This is a genomic window from Bifidobacterium sp. B4081 (genome assembly GCF_026537335.1).
In the GTDB taxonomy this organism is placed as follows: domain Bacteria; phylum Actinomycetota; class Actinomycetes; order Actinomycetales; family Bifidobacteriaceae; genus Bombiscardovia.
The window spans coordinates 1,050,714-1,076,655 of the sequence record NZ_JAFNMM010000001.1 but is presented as its reverse complement, the minus strand read 5'-3'; the positions used below and the strand labels follow the sequence as shown (position 1 = coordinate 1,076,655).

Sequence of the window (25,942 nt, the reverse complement as noted above, 5' to 3'; positions counted from 1 at the left end):
GATTGCCATATGAGGACGAGCTGTGCAGTCTTAGTGATTTCACCTCCCAAGGCTTCCTGGTCTTCGCCTATGATGCCGCCGGTAACGATGAAAGCGCTGGTAAGTCCGTCAGGGGCCTTCCTCAAGTGGTCGAGGATTTGGACCAAGCCCTTCGTTTCGTGGAGGGTGAGCAATCATATAAGGGTCTCCCTCTTTTCCTGTTCGGACAGAGCTGGGGAGGCTATGCCGTCGGCGCTGTTCTCAACCTTCACCCAGAGGTCAAGGCCGCAGTCATGGTTTCTGGATTCAATCGCTCGATCGATATGATGCGTCAGCCCGGCAGAAAAATCGCTGGCCCTGCCGTCTCGCTTATCCTGCCCTGCGTGAGCTTGTATGAGCATGTAAAGTTCGGGAAGTTTGCGGACTATACCGCCTTGGATGGCTTGAAGAAATCCAAGGCAGGAATTTTCATCACTCAGAGCCGTGACGATCAGGTGGTCCCGGTCAGATATAGCTATGACCTCTTCCATGAGGAATTTCAGTCCAACCCACGATTCCGGTTCCGTGAATACCAGGATCGCGGACACGCCTATGTCTACTATTCCCAGGACTCAGTGCGATACCGCAAGCAATTCGACCAGGGATACAAGGAACACATGAGACGACTGGGTCAAAAGCCGTCCAACGAAAGCTATAACGCATATGCGGCCAAACACTTCGACAAGTCAAAGGGCTTCGAGCTTGATGTGTCCTTGATGAACCAAATGGCGGACCTCTATCGCCAATATATGGATTGAGACGCAAAAAAACAGCCGGTTGTGGTCTTCTTCCGTCGACCAATGAGCGAGACCGCATTTGGTGCTGCTTATCGGTTTGGCATGTCGGCCTGATACCAGAGAACGGCGATGTTGATCCGGTCCCTGACCTTGAGTTTGGCCAGTATGCGGCTGACGGTCTTTTTGACTGAGTCAGGCTGCAGCTGGATGCGCTCGGCAATCTCCGCATTCGACAGGCCTTGACTAACCAGCGAAGCGACCTGAAGTTCGCGTTTGCCCAGTTGCGCGAATTTAAGGCGAGCCTCAGATTCATCATTGGCTCTTGGCCTCGGGACTCCTTTCCTGATTACTTCGGCTGTGATGCGCGGCGTGAGAATGGCATCGCCTGCATGCAGCGCATGGATGGCTCTGTGCAGATCTGCTGTCTTGACATCCTTGAGCAGGAATCCGGATGCGCCTGTCCCTAAAGCTGTAAAGGCATAGTCGTCCTCGTCATAGGTGGTCAGAATGAGAATACTTATTTTAGGAAAAAGCCTTTTGATACGGCTGGTGGCATCCAGCCCGTCCATGACAGGCATGCGCACATCCATCAGAATCACGTCGGGCAGAGGCTGTTGATTTTCGGCGGATGTGGCCAGTTTATCCAAAGCTTCTTGGCCGTTGACCGCCTGTGCTACCACATGCAAGGTTGGATCTTTAGCGACCATGAGTGCCAGTCCCATGCGGGTCGGGCGTTGGTCGTCGACGATCATGACGCGGATCATGCGTTCTCCTTCATGCCTATATTGTTAGCTGCCATTGCGGCTAGCGAGGGTATGTGGGCCTGCAAGGTCCAACCATCAGAACCAGGACCCGAATGGAAGCCGCCACCATGAGCTTGCACCTCGGCTCTTAACCTGGCAAGACCTGTACCGCTGCTACTGGTGTTGTCGGCTTCGTTATTCAAGAATCGTCCATCATCGCGAACGGTGATATCTATGCCGCCCCGGCTGTTGTGATCCCAGGAGACCACAATACGATTAACCTCCTGTCTGTGGCGGAGGGCGTTGGTGATCGCCTCCCTGGTGACTGTGAAGGCAAGGTCGGCCTGTTCGGAATCCTGTGGCCGACGACCCGTTTCCGTCAGGGCAGTGCTGATGCCGACATGCCGGGCGTGGTCGAGGATGGGTTTGATGTCATCCCAGCCATGCCTCTCCCCTGTGGCCGGCTGTGGGTCGTTTTTTGGATCTGTTTCTGATTGCAGGGCTTTAACAGCCGTTCGGGCGTCATCCAGTCCCTGCCGTGCTAGGTCGTTAATCATCGAGATAGCCTCATCAATTTCCGGCTTTCCGCTGGCATGATCCAGACCTTCGGATAAGGCGATGATGGCGGTCAAGTCGTGACCCACGCTGTCATGCAGTTGGGCGGCAATCCTGGACTGATGCATGGCCTGGTCCCGCTCATGGGCCAGAGTTAGAGCATGCGAGCGCTCCTCCTCCAGCGCCTGCTCCGACATGCGTGACTGCCTTGCAGAGCGTGAGAGGAAGGCGACTGTCAGGCAGAGGGCGAAAGTCAATCCAGTCGGATACAGAAGGTCAGTGAAGTGGACATCATGATGCCAATTGGCAGAGAATGCAATGCTGAGCAGACCCAGAATGGTGGAACTACACAGTCCAGCTGTCAATGATGCCATGCTCTTGGCTTCTACCGCGCAGGCGTAGAGGCTGATAATCCAGGGAATGACCAGGTAGGTGCATCCCGAGCCGTAGATTGCGGCAGTCAGGGCAAGCATGCCACTGACCACCAGCAGGGTCGCAATAGGATATAGACGGCGCAGGCATAGGGTGACAAGTGCGAGAAAAATAATGACCACAAACAGGGGCAAGCCCCAGCTGGCAGACTTCATGACCTGGTAGAGGGTCTGGTTGGCGCTGCTTGGGGCAAGGATCAGCCTGGTCAGCATCCCTGTCTCGTAGAGGGCGCAGAAAAAGACTGCCACGAAGGTCATATATGGCCGGTTCCACAACTGAATCCAGCCTTGAGCCTTCTTGCCTGCTTTCATCGGTGAGCCTCTTCCTGATAACTGCCGGTATTCCATTATGCTGTCAGACACTGAGATGTGCGGCCTGGCAAGCGCATTATCCTCTCTTTATTGACTCTGCACTTAAGATCAGATGGCTCTGCGAGCCTGGTGCCGGAATATAAGGAGGCTGATCAGCACCCAGAGGATTGCCACCATGCACGAGCTTGCCATAGAGGTCGTGGATGCGATATTGCCCATGTCACGGGCTGCGGATGCAGTAGTAATCAGGGCCAGCGGATACGGCAACGCCAATGCCGGTGCGGCAACCGACAGCGCACAGCCTGCCAGAGTGAGCAGAAACATGATGTTCATAGTCGAGGCGAAGGATTCGGCTCTGGCGGCTATGGCCTGGGTCAGAGTCATAATGGCCCACACTGCCAACGTCATTGGTACGCCACGCAAGAGATAGGGACCGAGTTCCGCTGGGTCGAAGCCTCCTACAAGAACACCCACGAGTATGAATTCGGATTCAAAGATGGCGACGCTAAGGAGGGAGGCCAGCAGTCCGTGCATCATCTTCCCGGCTATGGCAGTCCCGACCATGCCGGAGGCATTAAGACGCTGCCAGTTGCGTCCCTTGTGCTCGTTGGCTTCAATTTGGGCAGCAAAGGCCGCGACCAGGACTGGCATGAAGACCATGCTTGGCAGAAGGATCGCCTGCCCCCAGATCGCTGCCCAGGTCACCCCTTGAGTCTGGAAGTCCGGTCTGTAGCTCTGATACTGGTCTCAACCGTTGAAGATTCCTATGGCGTCGAAGAGCATGGTGGCCAGCCAGTACCAGAAATTGCCGGCCTTGCGGATCTCCCATTTGAAAGCGGCAATGATTGATGGCCTGTGGCGATGCATCGGGGTGATAGTCATAGCGTTTGCTTGGTACTGCCTAGTCATCGGCATAACTCCTTGGCCTTGACGATGAATGCTGATATTCCCGACCAAATAATGCATGCCAGAAGGCTGGTCAGGACCTTCGTCCAGGGATTGGCAACCAAGGTCATACTGGCAAAGCCATCAGGACTGGCAGAAGACAGGAAGGGGCTGGCGGCGGAACTGATTCCTGCCGGGAAAAGCCAGCCTAGACCTGGCATATTCATCGGACCAAGTCCAGTCCCGATCAGACCGGCTATCACACCCAGACCCAGTCCTATGGCTTGCTTATCTATTGTCAGCGAGAGGGCGAGTTGTATAGCCGTGACCGCCATGGTTGAGAAGCAGGCTATCAGTGCCGGAACGAGTACGTATTCGGCCAGACTGCCCTCGAGATGGAATCCTTGTGCCGAAGCTGCCAGCGGTACCCACGTCAGAGGAATTACGAAACATAGCGTAATCACAGACCCAGCAACTATGAGCTTGGCAAGAAACCTCTCAGTCGCATCCTGTCCTAAGGAGCGCCATTTGAGATCCATGCGCTCGCCGCTCTCCAGGACAGCAAGTCGGCTGGTCAGCAGAGCGGCAAGGATGGGTGCCAGTAGGCCAACAGTTTGGTAGATCTCACCTTGAGCAAGGGCTACGGTACGTGTGGCAGGGTTCGCAGATTCAGCTCGTTTTATGAATGCCAAGCCCGACCATGCCGAGACTAGAGCAATCATGCCCAAGGCCATCCACCAAAATGATGAGCCTTTCAACTTGTGCAGCTCCATCGAAAGCAGAACAAGCAGCCCTCCTGGATGGGATGAGCGTGGCGGTTTTCCCGATCGAAATTCTTTGGGCCGCATGGAGAATGATTCGACAGAGCTCATCGTATGCTCCTCTGTTTATGACCGAACGGCTTCACAGGACCCTGCGCTACATGGTTCTGCGGGTTTTCCACGAGTTCGAGGAAGGCCTCTTCCAAGCTCTTGCGTTCGGAAGCGACACGGTATACCTGCAGACCATGCGATATCAGCCGAGTCACCAGCGTCCCGATTTGCGGATCTGATATCTCGGGAATGCGCAGGGTTGCGCTCTTCCGGATATATTCGTGGTGAATGCTTTGAGTTTCAAGTATCTCTGACGCGAGTTCAGGATCGGACACACGTAGATCGATATGACCCTTATCGCGCAAGTTTTCCAAAGTCCCCTGGTAGAGCAGATGACCGTCGGCAATGATGCCAACTACCGGAGCCATCTTTTCGATCTCGGACAGGATATGGCTGCTGATGATGACCGTGATTCCCTGGGATGCGGCCAGGTCTATGATCATCTGTCGCATCTCGACCACTGCCTCAGCATCCAAGCCGTTGGTGGGCTCATCCAGGAGCAGAAGCTCCGGCTGCGAGATCAGCGCCATGGCGATACCCAGCCGCTGCTTCATTCCTAGGGAATAGGCGCTCGTCTTCCTTTTCTCATACGCCTGCAATCCCACCTTGGTCAACACCGCTGAGGCAGCTGAAACTGGCAGACCCAGATAATCGGCTACCATGCGGCAGTTGTCCAGGCCCGACAGGCCTGGATAGAAGCTGGGTCCTTCAATCATGGAGCCCACACGGCCCGGCTGGATCATAGTCTTCTTTCCGACTTGCTGTCCTAGCAGCCACATGCTTCCGGAAGTCGGTTTTGTCAATCCCAGAAGGAGCTTCATGGTGGTCGATTTTCCGGCTCCGTTTGGTCCCAGCAGTCCATAGACCTCGCCAGCCGGTACCCGTAGATTCAGCCCATCCACGGCTTTAAATCCGCCATAGGCCTTGACCAACCCCTGTGTGGCCACAGCCAGCTGTGGGTGATTGCTTCCGTCCGTATATGCCATTGCGCCTCCCCTTCCGATAGGAATTCAATTGATTCCTATGCAAGTTCGGCGGGCACAATCCTTCAACGCGGGAAAAGAAACTGTCCCCCACAGGGGACAAGTCGCTGCTGACGAGGCTGATTTACATCCACGGGAAAGGTGTCTCGCTGGATTTAGTCGTCTTCATGTTCAGGGAATACTCCGCAAACAAGCAGGGCCAAAAGCGTCCTCCTCAAGAACCTGTTATTGGGATGCTTGAGGCCGGTGTGTGCATGCACTCACTCACCCAACCCCCAGAAAACAAACGATTTGACCTTGACATAATGGCAAGGTTTAGGGTCAAGGCATGACACGAGAGAGCGAATTCAGTGGTGAGGGCAGCAGGAGCGGCTTGAGCATCGGTCAGATGTCTGAGCTTACCGGGGTCAGTCGGAGAATGTTGCGCCACTGGGAGGAGGAAGGACTGATCTCACCCCTTCGCGACCAGTCGAATTACCGGCATTATCTGCAGGATGACGTCGCACAGCTGGAGCGAATTGTGACATACAGGGAGATGGGCTTTAATGCCCGACAAATCAAGGCATTGCTCAAGTGCAAGGCACCGCTGGCCTTGGATGAGTTGCGAGGTCAGCGTTTGCGGATTGAGGAGAAAATCCAGCTTCTTAGGAAAGCTGCGGATCGTTTGGACCGGCTCATAACCCTTGCTGAGGGGAAGTCGGGTAATGATTCAGCCGCCACGAAGACCGGTCAGGAGGACCAGTACTTTTCGGAAGCATACGAACGCTGGGGTACTAGCAGGCAGTGGCTTGAGTATGCGGAGCGAAAAGCTGCTTGCCCCGAACAAGAGCAGAAAAAGGACATGACCCGGCTTAAAGACGTGGAAAGTGAGCTTGCAGGAGCCAAGCGAAAAGGTCTGCCACCGTCCTCAGATAAGGTTCTCGAACTGATTGACGAGCATCGGCAGGCTTTGTCATGGTTCCACGTAACGCCTTCCATGCACGTCATTCTTGGACGCATGTATGTGGCTGATCCACGTTTCAGATCCCACTATGAACAATTGGAACCAGGATTGGCGAAATGGATACTGGTCGCAATCGAATCTGTAGCGCGTGCAAATGGGATAGATCCGTCAACCGCCAAATGGGAGTGACGCAGTCAGTACCTTCCATCTACGTATCACGTTTTCTGTTTGACAACCCAATTGAAAATCCTTCAATTAAGGAACGAGGTAACCATGCACAACCATGACCAGACCAAAGCTTCTGCTTATACAAATGCAAGCATAAGTCCCGTGCCGGAGCCAGGTAAGGATGCGGAACCGCCGGAGCCTTATAGAGGCATCTACCTCATGCCCATGTTCATGTGCCTGTATAGCCACGATCTAGAAGAATCAGAGGTTTTCTGGACGCAGGGATTGGGTTTCATCAATTTATACACCATGTCAGGCGTGATGATTCACTTGCGGCGCTGGGCCTTTCAGGATGTGCTGATCCGCAAGAGTGGCCCTAATGCTGGCAGCCCTGATGCGGATATGGAGCCCATAGGAAGCCTGAGCGTAGCAGTCACGGAAAAGCAGATCGACAAGATTGTAGAAACATGCGATCGCCTTCGTCCGGGATCCACTTCAGCTCCAGTACGTAAGCCGTGGAACTCGCTTGAAGCTAGTATTCACACTCCAGAAGGCCTGGCCCTTACCCTTACGGCTGCCTTGGCTGTCGATAAAAGGCAGACCGAAGTTTATCTGAACTCGCACGGTCAATGAGCAAAGTTCAAGCCCTTCTCCCCTGTCATGATTTGATTCTAAGAGCAACGATTAAATGTCCCGAACGGCTGGTGGGTTAAAACGTAAGGCTCTACGTCTTTGAGCAGATAATTATTGGCTTCAGCCTCGATGACCGGCAGAACATGGTGGTAAGAGGTGCATTCCAACTGCGCTGCCAGCCAGTTGAACGGCACGGTTGTAACAGAATGTAGATGCATAATCCGGCAGGCTGCTCTGGACCCGGTAAGATCAGGTAGGCTACCAGAAGAGGACAAACCGCAAAGCCCTGTAAAATTGGTTTATTTTGGTATGTCGCAGACCGAGAAGGCGAAACTCATCAGAGTTCCTACTGATTTACTCTTATCTGATTTTAATGTCTCAATACTTTTGAGATGCTCATTGTCTTGTACCTGGTTCAGTGCGTACTGGTCACCATCTGAGGTGGTAAAGCGGAGGATGGGGTCTCCCTGCTTGCTGAGCTTGCATGACACGGTGCCCTCATCAACTTTAAGAGGCCAGGTGTGACCCAGATCCTCTTTCGAAATTGTTTGCGGGTTGCTTGTAGCTGCAACCTTATTGCTTCCATCAGTGGAATACTCCTCAGGGTGCTTCATGCCATCAGCGCAGCCGACAACCCCCACTGTCAGCATAATTGTGGCGCATATAAGGAAAGGGGTTCTGAGGCTCTGCTTGATTCGTTTCATAATTATCGGCGTTCTTTCATACTTGGAGACGGTTTCTAGCGCTCGCTGGCCAAAGCCATATATCCGTCCTCCAGGTTGGGCTCAGTTTCTACAGAGCCTGCGGGCGGTGTATCGGTAACTATGCGGTATCTTGTCCCCTGTGGGGTGGGTTCCGCGTTGATGATTGTGGCATTATTCGGTGGGGCCGCGATGGGAGGTGTGACCCAGGTGTGACCGGCAGCTTCATGGATCAGCCCCTCTGTCGGCCCGTCATACAGGTTGCGTCCGCAACGTAATACACACACCCAAGGGCAGGTTTGTGCAACATCATCGAGTATGTGGGTGGAGAGGATAACGGTTCGATCCTGTCCCAGCTGGGCAAGGAGCGTGCGGAACCGCATGCGCTCTTCGGGATCCAACCCCGCTGTGGGTTCGTCGACTACCAGCAGCTGGGGGTCGCCCATAAGTGCCTGTGCGATGCCAACCCTGCGCCTCATACCCCCGGACAACCCTCCGATAGGTTGGTTCATCACGTCTTCCAATCCCACCTGTTCCAGGAGGGTATGCGCCTGCTCCTGCCGTGCACGTTTATTGTCGATCATTTTCAAGATGCCGATATAGTCAAGGAATTCAAGTGGCGACAGGTTCTTGTAGGGGGTGATGTGCTGTGGCAGATAACCCAGGTGCCGTTTTAGATTTCGCCTGTTGGCCGGCGAAGACAGGTCTTGTCCATCAATAAAAATTTTACCTTTAGTCGGTTTGATTATTCCGGTGAGAATACGCATGAGGGTTGTTTTACCGGCACCATTTGGACCAATAAGTCCTATCATGCCCTGTGGAAGATCGACGGTCAGATCGTTTAAAGCGGCCGGTCTCCCCCGAAAATCCTTGGTCAGATGGTCAATAGAGATAAACATGTGGGTAATTCCTTTCAAAGTCAGTAGATAGTCAGATCCGAGCTTTTATGTGGTTGGAGGCTATGTTTGCACCAGTGAAAAGGAGGAAGATAATACACACCTGCCAGAGCAGGGATATGACTCCTGATTGGAAGGTAAAGGGGCCGTTCGCTGGTGCGTACACAGGATCGGTATGGAACCATCCCTGTGCAATGGGATCGCCAATGACTGCAAGCGGGCCACCATTGAGTGTTGGAAGTGGTAAGAGGGGGGTATAGAAAGCCAGCCAAGCCCATACCAGGACGGCAAGAATTCGGGCTACGATCGTGGGCAACAGGGCTCCTAGCAGGGCGGATATCCCTATAGCAATCAGTATTGATGGCGCGAGTATGACAAGTGCTACTGCCAGGGCCACAAGTATTGCCTTACCGTTGCCGTTAATGGCTTGGTGGACCGCGATCAATACAAGGAAAAGCAGGGAAGATGATATGCAGATGACCCAGGCTCCCAAGACATGAGCTGAACGGATGACGGCCATCGGCAAGGGGGAGGTGGATTCAAGCTCGTCCATACCTGTTCGCCTGCCGGCAGTCATAAGGTCGCTAAAAGATGCTGCGTATGCCAACGGGGTGAACATAGCAAGAACCTGTCCGGTAAAGACAAGACCATCTATGTTGCTGAATCCAGGTGACATAGGAGAAGCATAGGCCAAAAAGAGGGCGAAGAGCGCCAGCGGTATGCTGGCTATCCACAAGGCTTTGCGCCGATAAAACATCAGTAGCGTGATGCGTACAAGGCTCAGTATCCTCATAGGGCTGCCACCTTTAGAACATTGCATTCCGTATCACCGCACATGTTCCATCCGAAGATTGCGCCTGCCGCTGCAACAAACACTGGAATGAGTCGTTGCCGGACCGGATCTGTGATGTATGGATCCCATATAAAACATAAAAACAGCCAAATAGCTATGGAAGCCAGCGATGATGTTGGCATAGACGTGGTGAGTACGGCTATAAGGAAAACTAGACAACTGACAATGAATATACTGCCAACCGGGGTAATGATGCTCACCCATCCCATGTCACGTGGCCAAAGTCGCATCATATGCAAGCCGATAAAAAGAAGGCCTGCGGCAGCAAGAAATGCTCCGGTAATGATAAGCAGCCTGGTCACTTGAACTTTCCGCCATCCAGTTGGAGTTGATTCAGCAAGTTCAACGATTGGGTCGCCATTGAGCACAAAAGCTGTAGATAGGCCAGTAGCAATTACTGGCACCTGAGTAAGAGCCATCATAACCAGCCGTATGCGGCCCGGTGACCAAATGCCCTCCAGTAAGGAGCCCACAAAAAGAATGCCTGCAGTCAGTATGAACGGCAGTAATACCAGCCTATAAAGCCTCTTGAGCTGTATACCTACGAAAGCCAACCTCGTCCACCTTCCCCATATCTGGTTTTGGCCTCGGCTGCTGCCAGACATTGCTCGCTGCTTGTTCCGTCTGCTTAGTTAGTAGCGAGAGAGGATGAAAAGGTTCATATTAATTTTTATCTCCACCGGCGAGTTGAGTATGCCAGGCAAGAGGGGCTGTAAGGATAACAGCAGATAGGAGTCCCACCGTCAGTACGATGGTCCCTGCCCAGGCTGCGGTTGTAGTGGGTACCGAATTGACCCATGCCGGTAGGAAAAATGATGACCTCAAGTTCTGCAAAGTTCTCAATAGTGGTGCAAGTACCCCTAGGAGCAGTGCAATCCACGAGCATTGCCATATGCATAAGAGGGCCACAATATTCGCCAGGAGTATTATGGGGGCTATTGTTTGGGCAATAACTGGCAAAGGCCTTATTCCAGGGTTGATGACAGTGACAATCAACAAGGCTGCTCCCCCGACGACAATGTTGGAGATAAAAGCCAGCAATAGCCTAGTAGCTACTACAACTTGAGGTCCTAGGGGCATACTGAGCATTAATTCACGATCGTCTTTAATGGAAAAGACCAGGATAATTGTCAGTGCCATGTTGAGCATGAGCATATTTGAAAAGATATGCATACCGAGACTGCCGTAACGTGCACCTTGCATAAGGTTGCTAATTAAGACGGAGCACGCTGCTATCGCAATTTCTGCCAGTAAGATATATCGCGGTATGAGGTGGAATTGGGCCCGAATAAGTGGGCCACAGGAACGTACTTGGCGCATGAACGGAAGCGGTTGATCCGTTGCCAGCGACGGCTTCTGGTGGATGGCCTTCATTACGCTAGTAAAAGCCGGAACTGCCGGCCGGGCATTCTGCTCTTTTTCCCTAAGCGCCTCTTGAACTTCACCCCGGTATTCTTCGGTGACTGGGCCTGTGCTATCTGGGCTTGTGCTCTTATATCGGTCTGTCATAATCACGCCTTCAATTATCTCTGGCTCGGCACTTCTTGGGTTTTGACTGGAGCGAGGTCGGTCAACTGCGGGCGCAGGATCTGCCTTGCCCGGGCAATGCGAGATTTCACAGTCCCAACTGGAACGTCGAGCAGGGAGGCTATTTCCGGGTAGGGTAGCTCGTGGAGCCAGGCCAGCGTCACCGTGTATGCCATTTCTGCTGGGAGTGCATCAATCCTTTGCCGTATTATTTCCATCGTCAGATCCTTATTGACCAGTTCTACAGGCCCCAGCTGATCATCGGTTATCGAGTCAAGTTCCACCTGAACCATTTGGTCAGGTGGTTTCGGTTTGCGACGTTTCATATAGATTTGCCGCCGGGCAATGCTGAGTATCCAGGTAAGCACCTTGCTGTCTGCGCGGAAGGTTTTTGAGGAACGCCAGCAGCCCAGCCATGTGTCAGTAAAAACTTCACTGGCATCTTCATCGTCGGATATTCGCAGGGAAATAAAGGCTTGGACGGTATGAGCATACTTATTGTAAAGTGTTTCAAAGGCCGATTCATCGCCGTCAGCCACCATCTTGATCAGCCTTATATCATCAGCATCTGGATCAATGCGAGATCGTTTCACTGATGATGTCCTTCTCTGTGTTGTCTACATCCTAGATATCGTTCTGCATACTGTTATGCAAGCGGTTATCGCGGTTATGCTCCATTACTATTACGAATGTACTGGGATGCTGATTTTAGGGTCGCCCATACTGTGAATTTAGTCGCGAAGTCGCAGGGCAACCCATTACTGTCTGTGTATGAAGCTGGTTCTTTTCAGGTGTCCTAGCGCTTATTTGCGTCCTTTCAAATACTTCCGTACCTTCTTCAGGGCCCAGTCGTAATGGCTGGAGGTTGAAGAGATGAAGGCAGAGCCCAAGGTAGAGTTTCCTGTCCATGGGAGGGCGCCCTTGGTGAATAGCTGTTCGTTGGTGAACGATTGCGCCAGGGCCATGACCTTCTTATGGGATTCGATAAACAGGTTCAAGGCCTGATCGTAGGTGGTGTCATCATGCTTGTCACGCAGCTTCACATTCATTTCGCCGTAATTACGCCAGTTGTAGCCGTCAGGAAGAAAGTCGTGGGTCCTGCCCTGCTGGTTGTCCTCCACCCAATTCAACAGCAGCTGATGCCACTCGTAGAGATGGACGAGCACATCCTTGATGTTCCTGTCGCGTGCCCAATGGGCCCCCTTCTCCTTGCTCAGATCGAAGGAAAAGCGGCCATTGCGTTCTTCAGGTGTCAGCGGCTCAAGCAGCGCCACGAGTTTGTCGAAGCCATCATCAGCCGCCTTGATGAGTTCTTCCTTGGTAGTAGGTCGCGCCATGACGGTCCTCCATTTGTCTGTTGTTGACAAGGTTTGACTGGTTCATCGTCACCTGTCACGGTTTGTCATTGACTGTACCCTATATGGGCCTTGCAAATGCTCGTGTGTAGGAAATCGTCGCATACTCCTGTGTTTACCTGTATTGGTGGGAAGCCATCAAGTGCTCACAGATGCACCTACTAATTAAATTCATCAAGCCGAGCGCTGCATATACCGACTTAATTTATTTAACAAGAGGCATGAGGGAATGGCAGAGGTCGGCAGGTTTGCTGTGGCTCAAATATGTAACCGGGCTTAGGCAGCAGGACTTTATTACTCGCCTATGGCATGAGATATGACACTGACAGAGTTCTCGAATCTGGTGGTCAGAGCTTGGATTCCTGTGGCTGCGGCACCAAGCAGGGATGCGATGAGCACCACTACGATCCAAGCGCCCCATTGCACGCTCATCTGTGCTTTGCCCATGAAGCGCAAGAGCATGAAGGTCAGGGATGAGGTGCAAAGCAAGGTGGTGACCAGGGAGAACAGTGTGCTGGTGATCATAGTGATGATGCCATCAAGTGCGCCCAATACTCTGAGCTGGCCGATTCCAGCACCTGATACGTAGGTCAGCGCCAGATCAAGCCCTCTGCCTTTGGAAGTGATCAAGGTGCCTGCAATTGCACCTGTTATCGCGATGATCAGTGGCGGTCCAGTGACCGCCAAGAGACTTGCAAACATGTCTGCGGTCGCCGGAACAGTGCTATCTGGTGTGGGGGGCAAAGTGACTTGCATGGTGGTGATCATCGTGCTCAACCCTCCGCTGACGGTCATCAGCAATGACAGACCTGCAGTCATCGGGATGATCGCCGCTCCCTGGCGCTGTATGCTGCCGACAGCCTGCTGGCCTGCCAGCCTCCAGGTTCTGGATCGCAACGCCACAATACGCGTCCATATCGCCGTGAAGCCGGGCAGGAGGTATGGCGCGAAAGCTGCAAGCGAGAATATCAGGAGGAACATGCCGCCCATGGCGAAGGCGAGAAATACCGTCATCCGATCCGCAGCGGCATTGCTGCTCATCTGACTGGCAGGAGGGTTAGTTGCAAGTGCAAAAGCTGGAATCAGCAACATACAGCCCGCGCCAATCAAGCATACGATTCCCAGGAGGAAGCGGAAGACACCTATCTGCTTTGGCGGGTTCTGGGATTGTCTGAGGGCTTCCATTGGTCGTATTTTCGAGAGCGAACGGATAGTCAACAGGGTGCTTATGAAGATGGGCGCAACGCTGAAAGCGAGGCCTTTGCCCAGCGAATTGAACAGGTGGCTGCTGGCATATGTCAAATGCAAATCGAGTGGATTTGTCACCATGGCGAAGATCAAGGGCGTAATCACTGGCAGCAAAAGGCAGGTGGCTGCAATAGACAGGATGAATAATCCCATAACTATCAGCAGATTCCAGGCCAGCAGTTGCCTAGGCAGAGCGCCTTGTAAAACCATGAGCGCCAGTTGATGCCGTCGTTGATTCAGTGCTGAGTTCATGACCCATAGCAACACAGCTACGGTGATGATCACGCTGAATGTTAAGGCGGGACCAGTGTATGTGGATCCAAGTTCCTGCTCCGGGCCCTGATAGTCCTGATCAATGATTGCGGCGACCGCAATGAGGGAGCAGATGACAGTCTGGGATACGACCATGGCCAGCAAGACGGCGCTCCAGACCATGGGCGCTGCTTTGAGTTCGGACAGGGCGCCTCTCATGCCATGGGCGCTTTCGCAGAGAATGACTGGCTGATTCGGCCATCGCGCACGGCAAACAGCCGATCGCACTGACCCGCCACCTCATTGTTATGTGTCACCAATACGATGGTTTTCTTTTCGTGGTTGGCAAGTTCCTTCAGCACCGATATGACCTTTTCTCCGGATTCCTGATCCAGGGCGCCAGTCGGCTCGTCCGCGAATACCACGTCTACGTCGGACAACAGGACGCGGGCCAGGGCAACACGTTGCTGCTCGCCGCCCGACAGCAGGGTGACGCTTTTCTTTTTCTGATCGATCAAGCCAAAGTACTTCAAGAGGGAATCCGCCGTCTTTCTGGGAAAGCGGGATCCGCGAAGAGTGAATGGCAGAGCCAGATTCTGTTCGACTGTCATGCTGGTGATCAGGTTGTAGGACTGGAATACGAAGCCTAGATGCTGGCGTCTGAACTTGGTCATGGCCGACAGCCCCAGACGGGTTATGTCCTTGCCCAGCAGAAGCACAGTGCCGCTAGTGGCCTTCTCCAGCCCAGCCAGGCAGTACAGCAGCGTCGATTTGCCGCTGCCTGACGGCCCGATGATGCCGGTCATCTCCCCCGGATAGGCAGTGAACGCTATGTCATTGAGAATGGTCAGTGAATCGCCGCGGCGCGGGGAGACCACCATGGACAGCCCCGTAGCTTCAATCGTTGGTGTCGGTCCTCTGCTCACGCTTATGCTGGGGTTATTCATAGTTGCATCTTTCCCTTGGATGATCATCGACGACCTTCCAGACCGAGGCATCTACGCCCAGTAATGCTGATTCGCCTCGCAGATGTCATGTGCCCTCGTTCGTCGCTTGACCCTGTATGACGGTCATCCTTGTCGTCATCAGTCAATTCCATTGATATCAGCGAAAGAAGGGATGAAATACCCTGATTTACCCTGAATTATCCCTGACACGGCCCTGATTTTTCGAAATAAGAGGCATGTTCAGGAAGGCATGCTTACGCGGCGCCACCGGTAATGTCAGCAGCGCCGAGAATCAGCTGATTACTGTTGCAGCCTCATTCGCTAACAAGCAGCAGGGATTTGATGGCGGTGCGCTGGTCCATGGCCTCATAGGCCTCCTGGATGTGATCCAAGGCAAAGCGCTGGGTGAAGACCTTGCCTGGCTGGATGCTGCCCTTGAGCACCTGATCAAGCAGCAAATGCCTGTCATATGTGGTGACTGCGGCCGTGCCTCCTCGCAGCCCAACATTGCGCCAGAACAGCTTAGAGGTGTCCATGGTAGCCTGCTGCGGTACGCCGACCCGGCCGACCACTGCGCCGGGCCGAGCCACCTTGACGGCGGTATCTGTGGACAGTTCGGTGCCTACGCATTCCAGAACCGCATCGGCTCCTGCTCCGTCGGTGAGGGCCATGACCTGCTCCACAGCAGCGTCGCCACGTTCAGCCACGATGTCAGTGGCTCCGAATTCACGCGCCAACCTCTGGCGGTCCTCATGCCGGCTCATGGCGATGATGCGTTCGGCCCCACGCAGCTTGGCTGCTATGACTCCGCACAGACCCACCGCTCCATCGCCCATGACCACGACCGTATCGCCATCTTTGACCTGGGCTGTAGCGGCTGCATGATAACCCGTGGCCATCACGTCGGAGAGGGTCAGCAGGGAATCGAGCATGTCGTCGCTGTAGTCCTCAGGCTGGCCAGGAATCTGCACCAAGGCCCAGTCCGCCTTGGTGAATCGCAGATACTCGCTCTGATAGCCGCCGCTCCCCCGCCTGTCCGGATCAAGGCAGTCACCGTCGAAGCCGGCCCTGCAGGCTGCGCAGTGCCCACAGCCATGAGTGAAGGGCGCAATGACGAAGTCACCAGGTTTGACATGAGAGACATCCGAGCCCACCTTTTCGACCAGGCCGATGGCCTCATGCCCTACGTGACTGCCTGAGGGCATTGAGGAAATACCCCGGTACCACCACAGGTCGGATCCGCACACGCAGGCCCGGATGACCCGAATCACGGCATCTCCAGGCTTTTCGATGGTCGGCATCGGTGCTTCCTCCAGCTCGATGCGGCCCGGCTTTACAAACTTTGCTACCTTCATGCTCTTGCTCCCCATTCTTCACTACCTGGCGTATTCGCCTGCCAAGTATGCGGATGAAACATAGTCTACGGAGTTCAATCCGCTTGAAGTCAAGTCAATACCTTATTGTGCGCGATTCACTGAGGTGCGGACAAGATTGTTACGCGGGAATACGGTCATAAGATGCAGCCGTATCGTATATAGGTGCCGTATAGGGGTACCGTCATATGCCTTGTGACTCGGCCGAACCTCAAGGGATCAACTCACTTGGAAGAGCTTCCATGACCGCCAAGTTCCTTAAGGAAGGCGGCATAGGCCTGGGGATTGCGATGGTTTTTGCCCGCTTGAACGATCAGCCCGTGGTATTCGCGCAGATCGTTCAGCGGCCATTGATCAACCTGAATAAAATCCGCCTCGTACTCTTCGCCCTCCTGGTATGACCGCAGGGAGGCCCAACCCAGACCGTCCAGCATTCGGCGTGCATAGGCATCCCAAATGAAGCAGCGCTGGCCGAAGGCATAGAGCCGTATGACATCCGCCGTCTCGCGTCCAACCCCGGCAATGGTGAGCAGGTCGTCACGCAGGCCTTCATCCGCGCAATCCTCAACATCGGCCGTGCGGATGCCATGAGCCAGCAGCCACTGAGCCAGGGCTTTGCAGGTGCGTGCCTTGGCCTTCATGAAGCCGCTTGATCTGATCAAGTTCGTCAGTCTTGCCAGGTCGACGTCGGCCATGTTGCAGGGGTTGAGCAGATCGGCTTTGCGCAGCTGCTCGATGGACATGGCCGCGTTCCCCCAAGCTGTATGTTGGACCAGCACCGCTCCGATCATCATTTCGAAGTCGGTCTCTGCCGGCCACCAATTCTGCAATCCCAGACGAGCGAGCAAACGTGAGTACAGCCACCTTGAGCAACCGGCATTTATCCTGCCTGAATTGCCCATAACGCCTCCACCAAACTACTTGACGCTTTTCATGGTAACAGCTGGCTCCGGCCGTTGCGGAGCGAGTCAGAGAATGGTAGGCGCCTGGGCGAAGTCAGTGATAGCGCCATCGGCCTCAGAGCGAATGACATCCCAATTCTTGGCCGAAGACTGGTCGTACATGGCCCAGACCTTCATCCCAGCGCGTTTGGCCGAATCGACGGCGACCAGAAGATCCTCGAACACAGTGCAGTGGTCAGGTGGTACACCCAGCATCCGCGAAGCCAACAGGTAGATTTCCGGTTCCTCCTTGCCAATGCTTTTGGCATCATCCACGCTGCAGACCTGGTCGAAACAATCGGTCATCCCAGCGTGCTTCAGAGCAGCCTGTCGCAGGCGCGGAGGGAGGCTGGTTGCCACAGCCAGGGCGGCACCGCTGGCTTTTAGCGCTTGCAGATAATCAAGTGCATGTGGCTTGGGTTGTACAGCTGTGGCGTAGAGCAGGAGTGCGTCCTCGTTCCACTCCTCCACAAGATCTTCTGGGTGCTCGTCAAGGTGGAAGCGGTCGATGGTGTATCTGGCGATGGCACCGGTCTGCATAGAGGCCACTACAGATGCGTAATCGTCCGGCATGGGGATGTTGTGACGAGCGAAGAATCGTTGGTCGATTTCCTTCCAGACTCCCATAGAATCCAGAAGAGTGCCGTCGAGATCGAAGATGGCGGCCTTACCAACGTTGACTTTTATTCCATTTTCGCCCATGCCGCAAATTCTCCTATTCGCCGAAGTTATTCATAGTAGCATGACCTCAGATCGGGTCTGGCTGACCGGGTTTGAGCCAATGTTCTCCCCAATCAGCCTCGGCTTCAGAAAAGTAGGTATGTTCAACAGTTTAATGTCGCCACGACAGGCATCAATCCGGGCGATTGTCAATTATTTTGCGCTCAGTGATTGAAAAGCGTATAAAAGTTGAAGAAGATATACAATATTGATTGAAACAATGTTAGCATGCAAATACTAGAGAAAATCATCGAAAAAGGAGACTTATGGCTATTCAAGAAACAACAGCGGCTCTGGCTGATCCCCTGCGTCGTCGTGTGCTGGATCTTTTGGAGCAGGGCGGCATGGAGGCCGGACGCCTGGCTGAAAAGCTGGGAATGACCCCGTCCAAGCTGTCCTATCATCTGCGGAAGTTGAAAGAAGCAGACCTGATTGTCGGCCACAAGCAGGGCACTAGGGTCATCTACGAACTCAATCTGAGCGTGTTGGACAGCACTATTCAGTGGCTCTACCGCCTGCGGACCAGCGCCAGCGACAAGAGAAGTGTGTCTGAGCCTCAGACTGTGAGCAAGGAAACTGGTTCGACGGCGGTTTCCGAGTCCTAAGGAGACTCTCATGGCGGATGGCAGCAAAGCGGGTCGGTTCGTCCCGACCCTTGTCGCGGCTCAGTGGGTGCCGGGGATAATCATGCTGGGCGTAAGCCGCATAGTGGTCAATCGTCTGCCGAATGAAAACGTCCCGCTTCATTGGAACGCTCAGAACCAGGTGGATCGCTGGGGCTCTCCCCAGGAGCTGGTTTGGATGCCCTGCTTCTGTCTGGTCATTGCGCTGATTTGGACCATCCTCATGCTCGTCCTGCGCGCATATTTGATTAAACGTGGTGATGAAGCGGGGCATACCTTGACCGTTTTTCTGCTGGGTGGTCTATGCATGCAGATTATTTTCACTGTTATAGATCTGTTCGAATTAGCTGTTGCTGATCCTCATTGGGGATGGTGGCCGACGGATTTCGGCATTGATAAGGTCGCCATGCTTTTGACCGGTCTGACTCTCATAGTCATCGGCAATCTTGCTCCTAAAACCAGACCCAACGGCATCAGCGGTTTTCGAGTGCCAGGTGCCTACGCCAGCCGCGAGGCTTGGCGCCATTGTCAGCAGTTTGGCGGGGTGCTCTTCATGATTCTGGGCGTGGTCATGATCCTGTCTGCCTTGGCTTATAGCGGAGTCAGACTCTACTGGACCTGTGGAACGGCTCTGGCAATCGTCCTTGTACTCATATGTGCCTATGGTTCATACGCTGGCAGAAAGTATGCCGGGCAGGGCGGACCCGTGTACCACCGCTAGTGCTTATATGCAATTAGTGGTTTGAAGGAGACTGCAAATAGCAGATCTGCATATACGTAATGGGGACTATCTGAATCTTTTGGAAGGATTTGGAGGTCCCCTAAATACAACAAATGTCCAGAAACACAGTTCTTTCTACAAGGATTTGCAGACAAGGCCGTCTAGTCGAGAAGGCAAGGTCCCTGGGCCGACTTAAGAGCCGGGCCAGGGACCTTCTTCATTTGCGCTTCTTCTTTTCGCGGATATGCACGGAGGTTTGGATGGGAGTGCCCTCGAAGCCGAACTCCTCGCGCAGGCAGCGTTCCAGATAGCGGCGGTAACCGTGCTCCAGGAAGCCGGTGGCGAAGATTACAAAACGCGGCGGCCTGGTGGAAGCCTGGGTGGCGAAGAGGATCCTCGGTTGCTTGCCGCCTCGTAACGGATGCGGGTGTGCAGCCTGAACCTTGCCCAGGAAGGAGTTGAGCTTGCCGGTCGGTATGCGCTTGTCCCATGATTCCAGAGCAGTGCGCATGGCCTTGGCCAGCCGGTTGGTGTGCCAGCCGGTCTTGGCAGACAGGTTGACCCGTTCGGCCCAGGTGACCCGGTCGAACTCGGTCTGCCAGAGCCGCTCGAGACGCTGCCGGCCGAAGTCGTCCAGCAGATCCCACTTGTTGAAGACCAGGACGATGGCCCGACCCGCATCCACGGCCTGGCTCATGACCTTCAAGTCCTGATCGGCGATGGGCTGGGAGGCATCGAAGAGGATGAGTGCCAGTTCTGAGCGTTCGATGGCCGCCTGGGTGCGCAGACTGGAGTAGTACTCGGCACCCGAGATCTTGTGCAGGCGACGCTTGATGCCGGCGGTGTCGATGAAGAGCCAGTCCTCGCCGTCCACCTGTACCACCTCGTCGACCGGGTCTCTGGTGGTGCCGGCCACATCGTGGACCACGGCCCGCTCCTCGTGAGCCAGCTGGTTGAGCAGGGAGGACTTGCCCACGTTGGGCCGGCCGACCAGGGCCACCCGGCGCAGGCCCTCCGGGGTGAGGAATCCCGAGGTCTTCTCAGCCTTGCTGAGCTGTTCCAGCGCGGCGTCCAGCAGATCACCTATCCCCCGGCCGTGCATGGCGGAGATGGCATAGGGTTCGCCCAGGCCCAGCTTCCAGAATTCGGAGGCGGTGTAGTCGGCCATACGGTCATCCAGCTTGTTGACGGCCAGGACGACCGGCTTGCCGGCAGCCCGCAGCATGGTGACGATCCGCTCGTCGCTGGCGGTCAGCCCCACCTGGCCGTCCACGACCAGAATGACGGAATCAGCCAGGGACACGGCGACCTGCGCCTGGGAAGCGATGGCGGATTCGATGCCCTCCACATCGCTTTCCCAGCCGCCGGTGTCCACCAGCTTGAATTGGGTGCCGGCCCATTCAGCCTCGTAACTGACACGATCCCGGGTCACGCCAGGGGTGTCTTCGACTACGGCAGCACGGCGGCCGAGAATCCTGTTGACCAGGGTGGACTTGCCCACGTTGGGCCTTCCCACCACGGCCAGCACGCCCACGGCCTTGGGGCCTTGGTTTTGGTCATCCTGGCTCTCTGAGCCGCCCTCCAGCAGAGCACGGTCTTCTTCATCCAGCTCATAGTCGTCCAGATTGCGGGCGTACTCGTCGTAGGAGTCCTCCTCCATGGCCGAGGAGACCAGATCGATCAGGATCTGCAAGGTTTGCTCGAAGGTCAGATCGGAGTTGTCCACGGTGGTCACCCCGTCGGCTGCGCTCATGAAAGAGGTGACCTTGGAATCCCGGGCATCCCGGGCAGCCAGATCCTCGGCGCCGGCTGATCCAGCCTGGGCCTGGCCGCTGCGGCGAGCCTGGCGGACCTCCTCACGGGCTGTCAGGAGTACACGGACCTGGGCATCCGGGGCCACCACGGTGGTGATGTCCCGTCCTTCGGCCACCACGCCGCGCTCCTGGTCGGCCATGATGGCCCGCTGGGCAGCTATCAGAACCCGGCGCACGGCCGGAATCGAAGAGACCACGGAAACATGCTCGGAGACCCTGGTAGAGCGTATCTCTTCATCCACGTCACGACCGTCCAGGCTGACAGTGGGATGTTCGGGATCGAGTCCCATGACCAGGTGGCCACCGGTGATGGATTCGGCCACGGCCTCGGTGATCGCCTCCTGGTCGGGCTGGTCTGCGTCCAGGTCCAGCCCGCGGTCCATGCACCATAGGGCGACCGCCCGGTACATGGCGCCCGTGTCCAGGTAGGCCAGGCCGAAATGCTTGGCCAGGGCCCGTGAGGTGGAGGACTTGCCCACTCCCGCAGGGCCATCGATGGCGACGGTGATCACAGTCCGACCTCCTTATCCAAGGCCTTGATCTCGGCGGCGGAGAGCACCCGATAGGAGCCAGGACGAATCTCGCCCAGCCGGATGGGGCCGATCTGGGTGCGCACCAACCGGGTCACTGGGTAGCCGATGGCACCGAAGATGCGCCGGACTATCCGGTTCTTGCCCGAATGCAGAACCACCTTGACGATGGTGTGCTCGCGGTTGTGGTCGATGATGGCGCAATGGTCCAGGCGGATCAGGCCGTCATCCAGCTCCACGCCCTGGGTGACCAGCCGCCGGCAGACATTGCCGCCAATGTGGCCGCTGAGCGTGGCGATATAGGTCTTCTCCACCTCGTAACGCGGGTGCATGACGTGCTGGGCCAGCTCACCGTCGTCGGTCATGAGGATCAGGCCCTCGGAGTCATAGTCCAGCCTGCCCATGTGGAAGACCCGCTCGTAGCGGTCCCCGATGATGTCGCGCAGAGTGAACCGACCCTTGGGGTCGTCCATGGTCGAAAGGACCTTGCGCGGCTTGTTCAGGGCAAGGGTGACATGCTTGTCGTTCAGATGGATGCGCGATCCATCAACGCGGATCTGCTGGTGGGATGGGTCCACCCGGCTGCCCAAGGTGGTGACCAGCTCGCCGTCGACCTCGACCCTGCCTTGGGTGATGATCTGCTCGCATTTGCGACGAGAGCCGAATCCGGCCTGGGCCAGCACCTTTTGGAGGCGGATGCCTTCCTCCCCCTGTTCGCGCGCTCTGATCGCCTGTGTGTATGGATGTGGCATCGTTCTCCCAACGTGGCCTGATAGATATGTAACGGTTAACGTTCCGGGCGACCGCAGCCGCCAAAAGGTCATATCATACTATATCGGAGCCTAGGGAAGTGTTGTTGGCTTGCCCTAAGCTGGAAGCTGTTGTTGTTCATTGTCGTCGAAGGGATTGCAAGGTGGGGAACATGACTATGGAAGCAAGTGCTGAGCCGGTCCTCGAACAGGCCGACGGGCAGGTTGCCGCAAAGCCCGTCCGCAGGCGGATCAGGCCTCGTGATGTTCGTTGGATTCGTGCCGCCGCCGAGCTGGCGGGCACCTTCCTGATCTGCGCGGTCATCTACCTGTCCTACAGCTTCGGCCAGCTGGTCATGGGCCAGCCCAGTGTGGTGCTGCCGGTCCTGGGAACCGCCCTGACCTACTTGGTCGTGACGGCCATGTTGGGCGGCGTCTCCGGCGGACACTTCAACCCCGCCGTGACCGTGGCGGCCATGTTCACCTCACAGATCAGCATGGTGGACGGGCTGATCTACATCGTCGCCCAGGTGATCGGCGCTATCGGCGCTGGCGCACTTGCCGTTGCCCTTGTGCCGGTCAGCAAATCCGTGCCGGACAGGACTTGGCTCATGTTCTCGGTCAACGGTTTTTCCGGCGGCTCACCCGCTGCGGCCACCCTGGGTCAGCAGCACATCGCCTTCGGGGCGCCCATGGCCATCGTGGTTGAGCTGATCGGCTGCATGATCGTGGTGGCTGCGGCCATCACCACCCTGCGCTCTGACGGCCGTGCCCGCCGCAATCATGCTCTCTACACCGGGCTGGCCTATGGCGTCGGCGTGCTGGTCACCTACCCCATCACCTGCTCGGGACTGAACCCGGCTCGCTCCACCGGTATCGCCATCTTCGCCCAGTCCAAGCACATGGCCGTCAGCCCGATCTCCCAGCTCTGGCTCTTCTGGATCTGCCCGCTGCTGGCTGCCTCTCTGGTGGCCCTGGTCATCATCATGACCAGCATCATCACCGACAACATGGCCATGCGCGCCATGGGCGCTGCCACTGATGCGCAGCGAGTTGCACAGGTGGATGCAGATGCTCAGGCACAAGCACAAGCTGATGCTTTTGCCCCCGGTGCTCAGGCTCAGTTGGGCCCGGATGCTCAGGCTGAAGCCTTTGCTCCTGCTGGTGCCCAGGTTCAGGATCAATCGGCCCAGGCATCACCTGCTCCGGTTCAAACCCCTGTTGCTGATACAACTGACACGGTCGCCCCTGCGGACACCACTGCTCAAACCGTCGATGTATCGTCTCTATCCGATTCCGATGCAGAGCAAGATGCTGATGCTGGAAAGGATGCTGTTGCCCCCGCTAATGCAGGAACCATTCCCGATCTGCAGGTCGAGCCCCTTCATACTGCTTCGGAAACAGAAGACAGTGATGATCAATCCGAAGACAAGCCTACTGAAAGCTGAGAGGGGTCACAGCATCAGCTGAATGCTGGTGTAGGCGACCAGCAGGCCGATGCCCAGGGCGATGCTGATGAAGGCATCGAAGGGCACCGACCGCACCTTCCAGGGGCTGCGTTCCTTGAGGATCAGGCGCAGGGCGCCGCAAACCAGGGCCGCGACGGACACCAGTCCAGTCGCGGCCCATGTGTATCCGCAGAAGGCCACGAGCGCGGCGACAAGCACCACGAGAAAGATGATGGCCTCGCAGATAGGACGACCCTCCTGAGCCTCCGAGACGAAGGGGTGGCCTCGACCAGAAGTCTTGGGCGGTTGCGGGGGCTTGAGGTTCGGATTTTCGGTCTTAGCCGCGTCTGCCATGTTCTCCTGCCTTCTGCATATGCTCTGTCGGTTCGAGCCTACCAGTGCTGTTGACGCAAAGCGACCGTGCCGCCATCGCCCTTGGACGATGATGGCACGGTCGCTGTTTCAACAAGGAGCCGGAGCAGTCCGATCAGTTCTTGTGCTGGAAGATCAGATGCTCGTTGGCGAAGGTGTCGAAGCCCAGGCTGTAGAGCTCGCGGCCGTAGCCGGAGTTCTTGACGCCACCGAAGGGCAGTTCAGGCATGGTCACCCATCCGCCGTTGATGAAGGTCATGCCGGTCTCGATGCGACGGGCCAGGACATCCGCATGGTCGGTATCCGAGGAGAAGACCACACCGCCCAGGCCGTAGCTGGAGTCGTTGGCCAGTTCAATGGCCTCATCCTCGTTGGCCACCTTGTAAATGGAGGCCACAGGGCCGAACATCTCCTGGTTGTAGACGGGGTTGTTACGGTCGATGTCCGTCAGAACCGTCGGGGTGAAGAAGGCCCCCGGCGAATCGTATGGCTTGTTGCCGTAGGCGACCTTGGCTCCACCGGCCACAGCGCTTTCGACCTGCTTGGCCAGGTTGTCGCGTGCGGAGACCATGCACATGGGGGCCAGCGTGGTTTCGGGGTTGCTGGGATCGCCCAGAACCGCGTGCGAGAAGGCATCGACGATGAGCGAAACGAAGTCATCGTAGCGATTCTCCGTGACGATGAAACGCTTGGAGGAGGTGCAGACCTGGCCGGCGTTCGTCAGCCTGGCACCCGGGGCCACCTTCTTGAGCAGATCCCAGTCAGCGTCATCCAGGACTATGAAGACGTCGTTGCCGCCCAGCTCCATGGAGGACTTCTTCAGGTTGGCTCCAGCCGACTTGGCCACGGAGGCGCCGCCGCGCTCCGACCCGGTCAGGGCCACGCCAGAGACGCGGGGATCGGCGATGGCACGGTCCACCTGGTCATAGTTGACAAAGAGGTTGGTCAGGCTGCCCTCGGGGGCTCCTGCTTCTTTCACGGTCTGTTCGAAGGCCACAGCCGAACCCGGCACGTTGGAGGCGTGTTTGAGGATCATGGGGTTGCCCAGAATGAAGTTGGGGGCGAACACGCGCATGATCTGGTAATAGGGGAAGTTCCAGGGTTCAACCATGAACACGATGCCGGTGGCTTGCTTGACGTAGTAGGCCTTGCCAGCGGGGTTGTCCAGGGGGACGGGAGCCAGCAGCTCCTCCGCGTGGTCGGCGAAGTAGTCGGCGATGTCTGCGCACAGCTCCACCTCGGCGCGGGCCTCGCCCACCAGCTTGCCCATGTCCAGGGTCAGGTTGGCTGCCAGGGTGTCCTCGTTCTGACGGAAGAGCTTGGCGACCTGACGCAGTTGTGCGGGACGGTCACCGGGGCCCTCCTGCTTGCGCCAGGTCTTGTAGAGGTCATGGCCACGGGCCAGGGCGTTCTCCAGGTCTTCATCGGTGGCATCTGGATAGGTCTTGATCAGTTGGTTGTTAAAAGGATTGACTGTCTGATAGGTCACAATATCTCCTTCGAATTATGGGTACCTAGTCAGCATCATCGCTGGTCAGTTCATTCAGCATATCACCGCATTGGACCCTGCGGTCAAAGAATTTGCCGCAGGG

At 55.9% G+C, this 25,942-nt stretch carries 28 protein-coding genes; 6 read left to right on the top strand and 22 right to left on the bottom strand.

Going from position 1 to position 25,942, the window contains the following annotated elements; genetic code table 11:
• Positions 1–2 precede the first annotated feature (2 nt).
• The gene (locus J3T92_RS04765; protein ID WP_267400007.1) at positions 3–776 is read left to right on the top strand and encodes an alpha/beta hydrolase family protein; all 774 of its coding nucleotides are present in this window, start codon (positions 3–5) and stop codon (positions 774–776) included.
• Between the two features lie 68 nt (positions 777–844).
• Here the strand turns inward: J3T92_RS04765 and J3T92_RS04760 are convergent, their stop codons facing one another.
• The 6 genes from J3T92_RS04760 to J3T92_RS04735 all read right to left on the bottom strand — a co-directional run bounded on the left by J3T92_RS04760 (position 845) and on the right by J3T92_RS04735 (position 5,539).
• Positions 845–1,519: a response regulator transcription factor gene (locus tag J3T92_RS04760; protein ID WP_267400006.1), complete on the bottom strand. Its 675-nt coding sequence runs from the start codon at positions 1,517–1,519 to the stop codon at positions 845–847.
• A complete protein-coding gene (locus J3T92_RS04755) occupies positions 1,516–2,742 on the bottom strand; it encodes a sensor histidine kinase (protein ID WP_267400005.1) in 1,227 nt (408 codons plus the stop codon). The genes J3T92_RS04760 and J3T92_RS04755 overlap by 4 nt, the downstream gene beginning before the upstream one ends.
• Before the next feature lie 162 nt (positions 2,743–2,904).
• Positions 2,905–3,501, bottom strand: a complete 597-nt coding sequence (locus tag J3T92_RS04750; protein ID WP_267400004.1) for an ABC transporter permease — start codon at positions 3,499–3,501, stop codon at positions 2,905–2,907.
• Between the two features lie 42 nt (positions 3,502–3,543).
• Positions 3,544–3,678, bottom strand: coding sequence for a hypothetical protein (locus J3T92_RS04745; protein ID WP_267400003.1), 135 nt, complete (start codon positions 3,676–3,678; stop codon positions 3,544–3,546).
• A 23-nt stretch (positions 3,679–3,701) separates the two neighbouring features.
• Positions 3,702–4,553 (bottom strand): ABC transporter permease, encoded by an 852-nt coding sequence (locus J3T92_RS04740; protein WP_267400001.1) that lies wholly within the window; start codon positions 4,551–4,553, stop codon positions 3,702–3,704.
• Positions 4,550–5,539: an ABC transporter ATP-binding protein gene (locus J3T92_RS04735; protein WP_267400000.1), complete on the bottom strand. Its 990-nt coding sequence runs from the start codon at positions 5,537–5,539 to the stop codon at positions 4,550–4,552. Before J3T92_RS04735 ends, J3T92_RS04740 begins: the two co-directional genes overlap by 4 nt.
• A 325-nt stretch (positions 5,540–5,864) precedes the next feature.
• Here J3T92_RS04735 and J3T92_RS04730 point away from each other — a divergent pair, with 325 nt between their 5' ends.
• Both J3T92_RS04730 and J3T92_RS04725 read left to right on the top strand, forming a co-directional pair.
• The gene (locus J3T92_RS04730) at positions 5,865–6,668 is read left to right on the top strand and encodes a MerR family transcriptional regulator (protein WP_267399998.1); all 804 of its coding nucleotides are present in this window, start codon (positions 5,865–5,867) and stop codon (positions 6,666–6,668) included.
• An 84-nt stretch (positions 6,669–6,752) separates the two neighbouring features.
• Positions 6,753–7,280, top strand: coding sequence for a VOC family protein (locus tag J3T92_RS04725; RefSeq protein ID WP_267399997.1), 528 nt, complete (start codon positions 6,753–6,755; stop codon positions 7,278–7,280).
• A 299-nt stretch (positions 7,281–7,579) separates the two neighbouring features.
• Here the strand turns inward: J3T92_RS04725 and J3T92_RS04720 are convergent, their stop codons facing one another.
• The 12 genes from J3T92_RS04720 to J3T92_RS04665 form a co-directional block, all read right to left on the bottom strand.
• On the bottom strand, positions 7,580–7,984 hold the full coding sequence (locus tag J3T92_RS04720; protein ID WP_267399995.1) for a DUF2511 domain-containing protein: 405 nt from the start codon (positions 7,982–7,984) through the stop codon (positions 7,580–7,582).
• A gap of 35 nt (positions 7,985–8,019) precedes the next feature.
• A complete protein-coding gene (locus tag J3T92_RS04715; protein ID WP_267399994.1) occupies positions 8,020–8,880 on the bottom strand; it encodes an ABC transporter ATP-binding protein in 861 nt (286 codons plus the stop codon).
• Positions 8,881–8,911: 31 nt separating this feature from the next.
• Positions 8,912–9,670 carry a murein hydrolase transporter LrgB gene (locus tag J3T92_RS04710; protein ID WP_267399993.1) on the bottom strand — a complete coding sequence of 253 codons (759 nt, stop codon included), beginning with the start codon at positions 9,668–9,670 and terminating at the stop codon, positions 8,912–8,914.
• On the bottom strand, positions 9,667–10,284 hold the full coding sequence (locus J3T92_RS04705) for a hypothetical protein (protein ID WP_267399992.1): 618 nt from the start codon (positions 10,282–10,284) through the stop codon (positions 9,667–9,669). Before J3T92_RS04705 ends, J3T92_RS04710 begins: the two co-directional genes overlap by 4 nt.
• Positions 10,285–10,393: 109 nt before the next feature.
• Entirely contained in the window at positions 10,394–11,239 is an 846-nt protein-coding gene (locus tag J3T92_RS04700; RefSeq protein WP_267399991.1) for a hypothetical protein, read from the bottom strand.
• A 14-nt stretch (positions 11,240–11,253) separates the two neighbouring features.
• Positions 11,254–11,850, bottom strand: coding sequence for an RNA polymerase sigma factor (locus J3T92_RS04695; RefSeq protein ID WP_267399989.1), 597 nt, complete (start codon positions 11,848–11,850; stop codon positions 11,254–11,256).
• A gap of 210 nt (positions 11,851–12,060) precedes the next feature.
• Positions 12,061–12,594, bottom strand: a complete 534-nt coding sequence (locus tag J3T92_RS04690) for a ClbS/DfsB family four-helix bundle protein (RefSeq protein WP_267399988.1) — start codon at positions 12,592–12,594, stop codon at positions 12,061–12,063.
• 312 nt (positions 12,595–12,906) lie between these two features.
• Complete coding sequence (locus J3T92_RS04685; RefSeq protein ID WP_267399987.1) at positions 12,907–14,295, bottom strand: hypothetical protein; 1,389 nt, start codon at positions 14,293–14,295, stop codon at positions 12,907–12,909.
• 32 nt (positions 14,296–14,327) lie between these two features.
• Positions 14,328–15,038 (bottom strand): ABC transporter ATP-binding protein, encoded by a 711-nt coding sequence (locus tag J3T92_RS04680; protein WP_267399986.1) that lies wholly within the window; start codon positions 15,036–15,038, stop codon positions 14,328–14,330.
• A gap of 335 nt (positions 15,039–15,373) precedes the next feature.
• A complete protein-coding gene (locus tag J3T92_RS04675; protein WP_267399985.1) occupies positions 15,374–16,414 on the bottom strand; it encodes a zinc-dependent alcohol dehydrogenase family protein in 1,041 nt (346 codons plus the stop codon).
• Positions 16,415–16,656: 242 nt separating this feature from the next.
• Positions 16,657–17,280, bottom strand: a complete 624-nt coding sequence (locus J3T92_RS04670; RefSeq protein ID WP_267399983.1) for an endonuclease III domain-containing protein — start codon at positions 17,278–17,280, stop codon at positions 16,657–16,659.
• 120 nt (positions 17,281–17,400) lie between these two features.
• Positions 17,401–18,075, bottom strand: a complete 675-nt coding sequence (locus tag J3T92_RS04665; protein WP_267399982.1) for an HAD family hydrolase — start codon at positions 18,073–18,075, stop codon at positions 17,401–17,403.
• 284 nt (positions 18,076–18,359) lie between these two features.
• On the opposite strand from J3T92_RS04665, the gene J3T92_RS04660 reads away from it, so the two are divergent.
• Positions 18,360–18,698, top strand: a complete 339-nt coding sequence (locus tag J3T92_RS04660; protein ID WP_024627731.1) for a metalloregulator ArsR/SmtB family transcription factor — start codon at positions 18,360–18,362, stop codon at positions 18,696–18,698.
• A 10-nt stretch (positions 18,699–18,708) separates the two neighbouring features.
• Complete coding sequence (locus J3T92_RS04655) at positions 18,709–19,437, top strand: SdpI family protein (RefSeq protein WP_267399979.1); 729 nt, start codon at positions 18,709–18,711, stop codon at positions 19,435–19,437.
• Positions 19,438–19,654: 217 nt separating this feature from the next.
• On the opposite strand, the gene der is transcribed toward J3T92_RS04655, so the two are convergent.
• Positions 19,655–21,763, bottom strand: coding sequence for a bifunctional cytidylate kinase/GTPase Der (der, locus tag J3T92_RS04650; RefSeq protein WP_267399978.1), 2,109 nt, complete (start codon positions 21,761–21,763; stop codon positions 19,655–19,657).
• Positions 21,760–22,533, bottom strand: coding sequence for a pseudouridine synthase (locus J3T92_RS04645; RefSeq protein ID WP_024627734.1), 774 nt, complete (start codon positions 22,531–22,533; stop codon positions 21,760–21,762). Before J3T92_RS04645 ends, der begins: the two co-directional genes overlap by 4 nt.
• A gap of 170 nt (positions 22,534–22,703) precedes the next feature.
• Here J3T92_RS04645 and J3T92_RS04640 point away from each other — a divergent pair, with 170 nt between their 5' ends.
• The gene (locus tag J3T92_RS04640; RefSeq protein ID WP_267399977.1) at positions 22,704–23,978 is read left to right on the top strand and encodes an MIP/aquaporin family protein; all 1,275 of its coding nucleotides are present in this window, start codon (positions 22,704–22,706) and stop codon (positions 23,976–23,978) included.
• A gap of 6 nt (positions 23,979–23,984) precedes the next feature.
• Here the strand turns inward: J3T92_RS04640 and J3T92_RS04635 are convergent, their stop codons facing one another.
• Complete coding sequence (locus J3T92_RS04635; protein WP_267399976.1) at positions 23,985–24,332, bottom strand: DUF3017 domain-containing protein; 348 nt, start codon at positions 24,330–24,332, stop codon at positions 23,985–23,987.
• Between the two features lie 133 nt (positions 24,333–24,465).
• Entirely contained in the window at positions 24,466–25,839 is a 1,374-nt protein-coding gene (locus J3T92_RS04630) for an NAD-dependent succinate-semialdehyde dehydrogenase (RefSeq protein WP_267399975.1), read from the bottom strand.
• Between the last annotated feature and the right edge of the window lie 103 nt (positions 25,840–25,942).

What these genes read in the sequence shown, in the direction of transcription:
- J3T92_RS04735 (WP_267400000.1), bottom strand. Translation starts at nt 5,539, where the DNA reads ATGGCATATACGGACGGAAGCAATCACCCACAGCTGGCTGTGGCCACA.
- J3T92_RS04640 (WP_267399977.1), top strand. Translation starts at nt 22,704, where the DNA reads ATGACTATGGAAGCAAGTGCTGAGCCGGTCCTCGAACAGGCCGACGGG.
- J3T92_RS04645 (WP_024627734.1), bottom strand. Translation starts at nt 22,533, where the DNA reads ATGCCACATCCATACACACAGGCGATCAGAGCGCGCGAACAGGGGGAG.
- J3T92_RS04730 (WP_267399998.1), top strand. Translation starts at nt 5,865, where the DNA reads ATGACACGAGAGAGCGAATTCAGTGGTGAGGGCAGCAGGAGCGGCTTG.
- J3T92_RS04755 (WP_267400005.1), bottom strand. Translation starts at nt 2,742, where the DNA reads ATGACCTTCGTGGCAGTCTTTTTCTGCGCCCTCTACGAGACAGGGATG.
- J3T92_RS04675 (WP_267399985.1), bottom strand. Translation starts at nt 16,414, where the DNA reads ATGAAGGTAGCAAAGTTTGTAAAGCCGGGCCGCATCGAGCTGGAGGAA.
- J3T92_RS04690 (WP_267399988.1), bottom strand. Translation starts at nt 12,594, where the DNA reads ATGGCGCGACCTACTACCAAGGAAGAACTCATCAAGGCGGCTGATGAT.
- J3T92_RS04760 (WP_267400006.1), bottom strand. Translation starts at nt 1,519, where the DNA reads ATGATCCGCGTCATGATCGTCGACGACCAACGCCCGACCCGCATGGGA.
- J3T92_RS04740 (WP_267400001.1), bottom strand. Translation starts at nt 4,553, where the DNA reads ATGAGCTCTGTCGAATCATTCTCCATGCGGCCCAAAGAATTTCGATCG.
- J3T92_RS04660 (WP_024627731.1), top strand. Translation starts at nt 18,360, where the DNA reads ATGGCTATTCAAGAAACAACAGCGGCTCTGGCTGATCCCCTGCGTCGT.
- J3T92_RS04720 (WP_267399995.1), bottom strand. Translation starts at nt 7,984, where the DNA reads ATGAAACGAATCAAGCAGAGCCTCAGAACCCCTTTCCTTATATGCGCC.
- J3T92_RS04745 (WP_267400003.1), bottom strand. Translation starts at nt 3,678, where the DNA reads ATGACTATCACCCCGATGCATCGCCACAGGCCATCAATCATTGCCGCT.
- J3T92_RS04715 (WP_267399994.1), bottom strand. Translation starts at nt 8,880, where the DNA reads ATGTTTATCTCTATTGACCATCTGACCAAGGATTTTCGGGGGAGACCG.
- J3T92_RS04635 (WP_267399976.1), bottom strand. Translation starts at nt 24,332, where the DNA reads ATGGCAGACGCGGCTAAGACCGAAAATCCGAACCTCAAGCCCCCGCAA.
- J3T92_RS04685 (WP_267399987.1), bottom strand. Translation starts at nt 14,295, where the DNA reads ATGGTCTGGAGCGCCGTCTTGCTGGCCATGGTCGTATCCCAGACTGTC.
- J3T92_RS04725 (WP_267399997.1), top strand. Translation starts at nt 6,753, where the DNA reads ATGCACAACCATGACCAGACCAAAGCTTCTGCTTATACAAATGCAAGC.
- J3T92_RS04655 (WP_267399979.1), top strand. Translation starts at nt 18,709, where the DNA reads ATGGCGGATGGCAGCAAAGCGGGTCGGTTCGTCCCGACCCTTGTCGCG.
- J3T92_RS04710 (WP_267399993.1), bottom strand. Translation starts at nt 9,670, where the DNA reads ATGAGGATACTGAGCCTTGTACGCATCACGCTACTGATGTTTTATCGG.
- J3T92_RS04700 (WP_267399991.1), bottom strand. Translation starts at nt 11,239, where the DNA reads ATGACAGACCGATATAAGAGCACAAGCCCAGATAGCACAGGCCCAGTC.
- J3T92_RS04665 (WP_267399982.1), bottom strand. Translation starts at nt 18,075, where the DNA reads ATGGGCGAAAATGGAATAAAAGTCAACGTTGGTAAGGCCGCCATCTTC.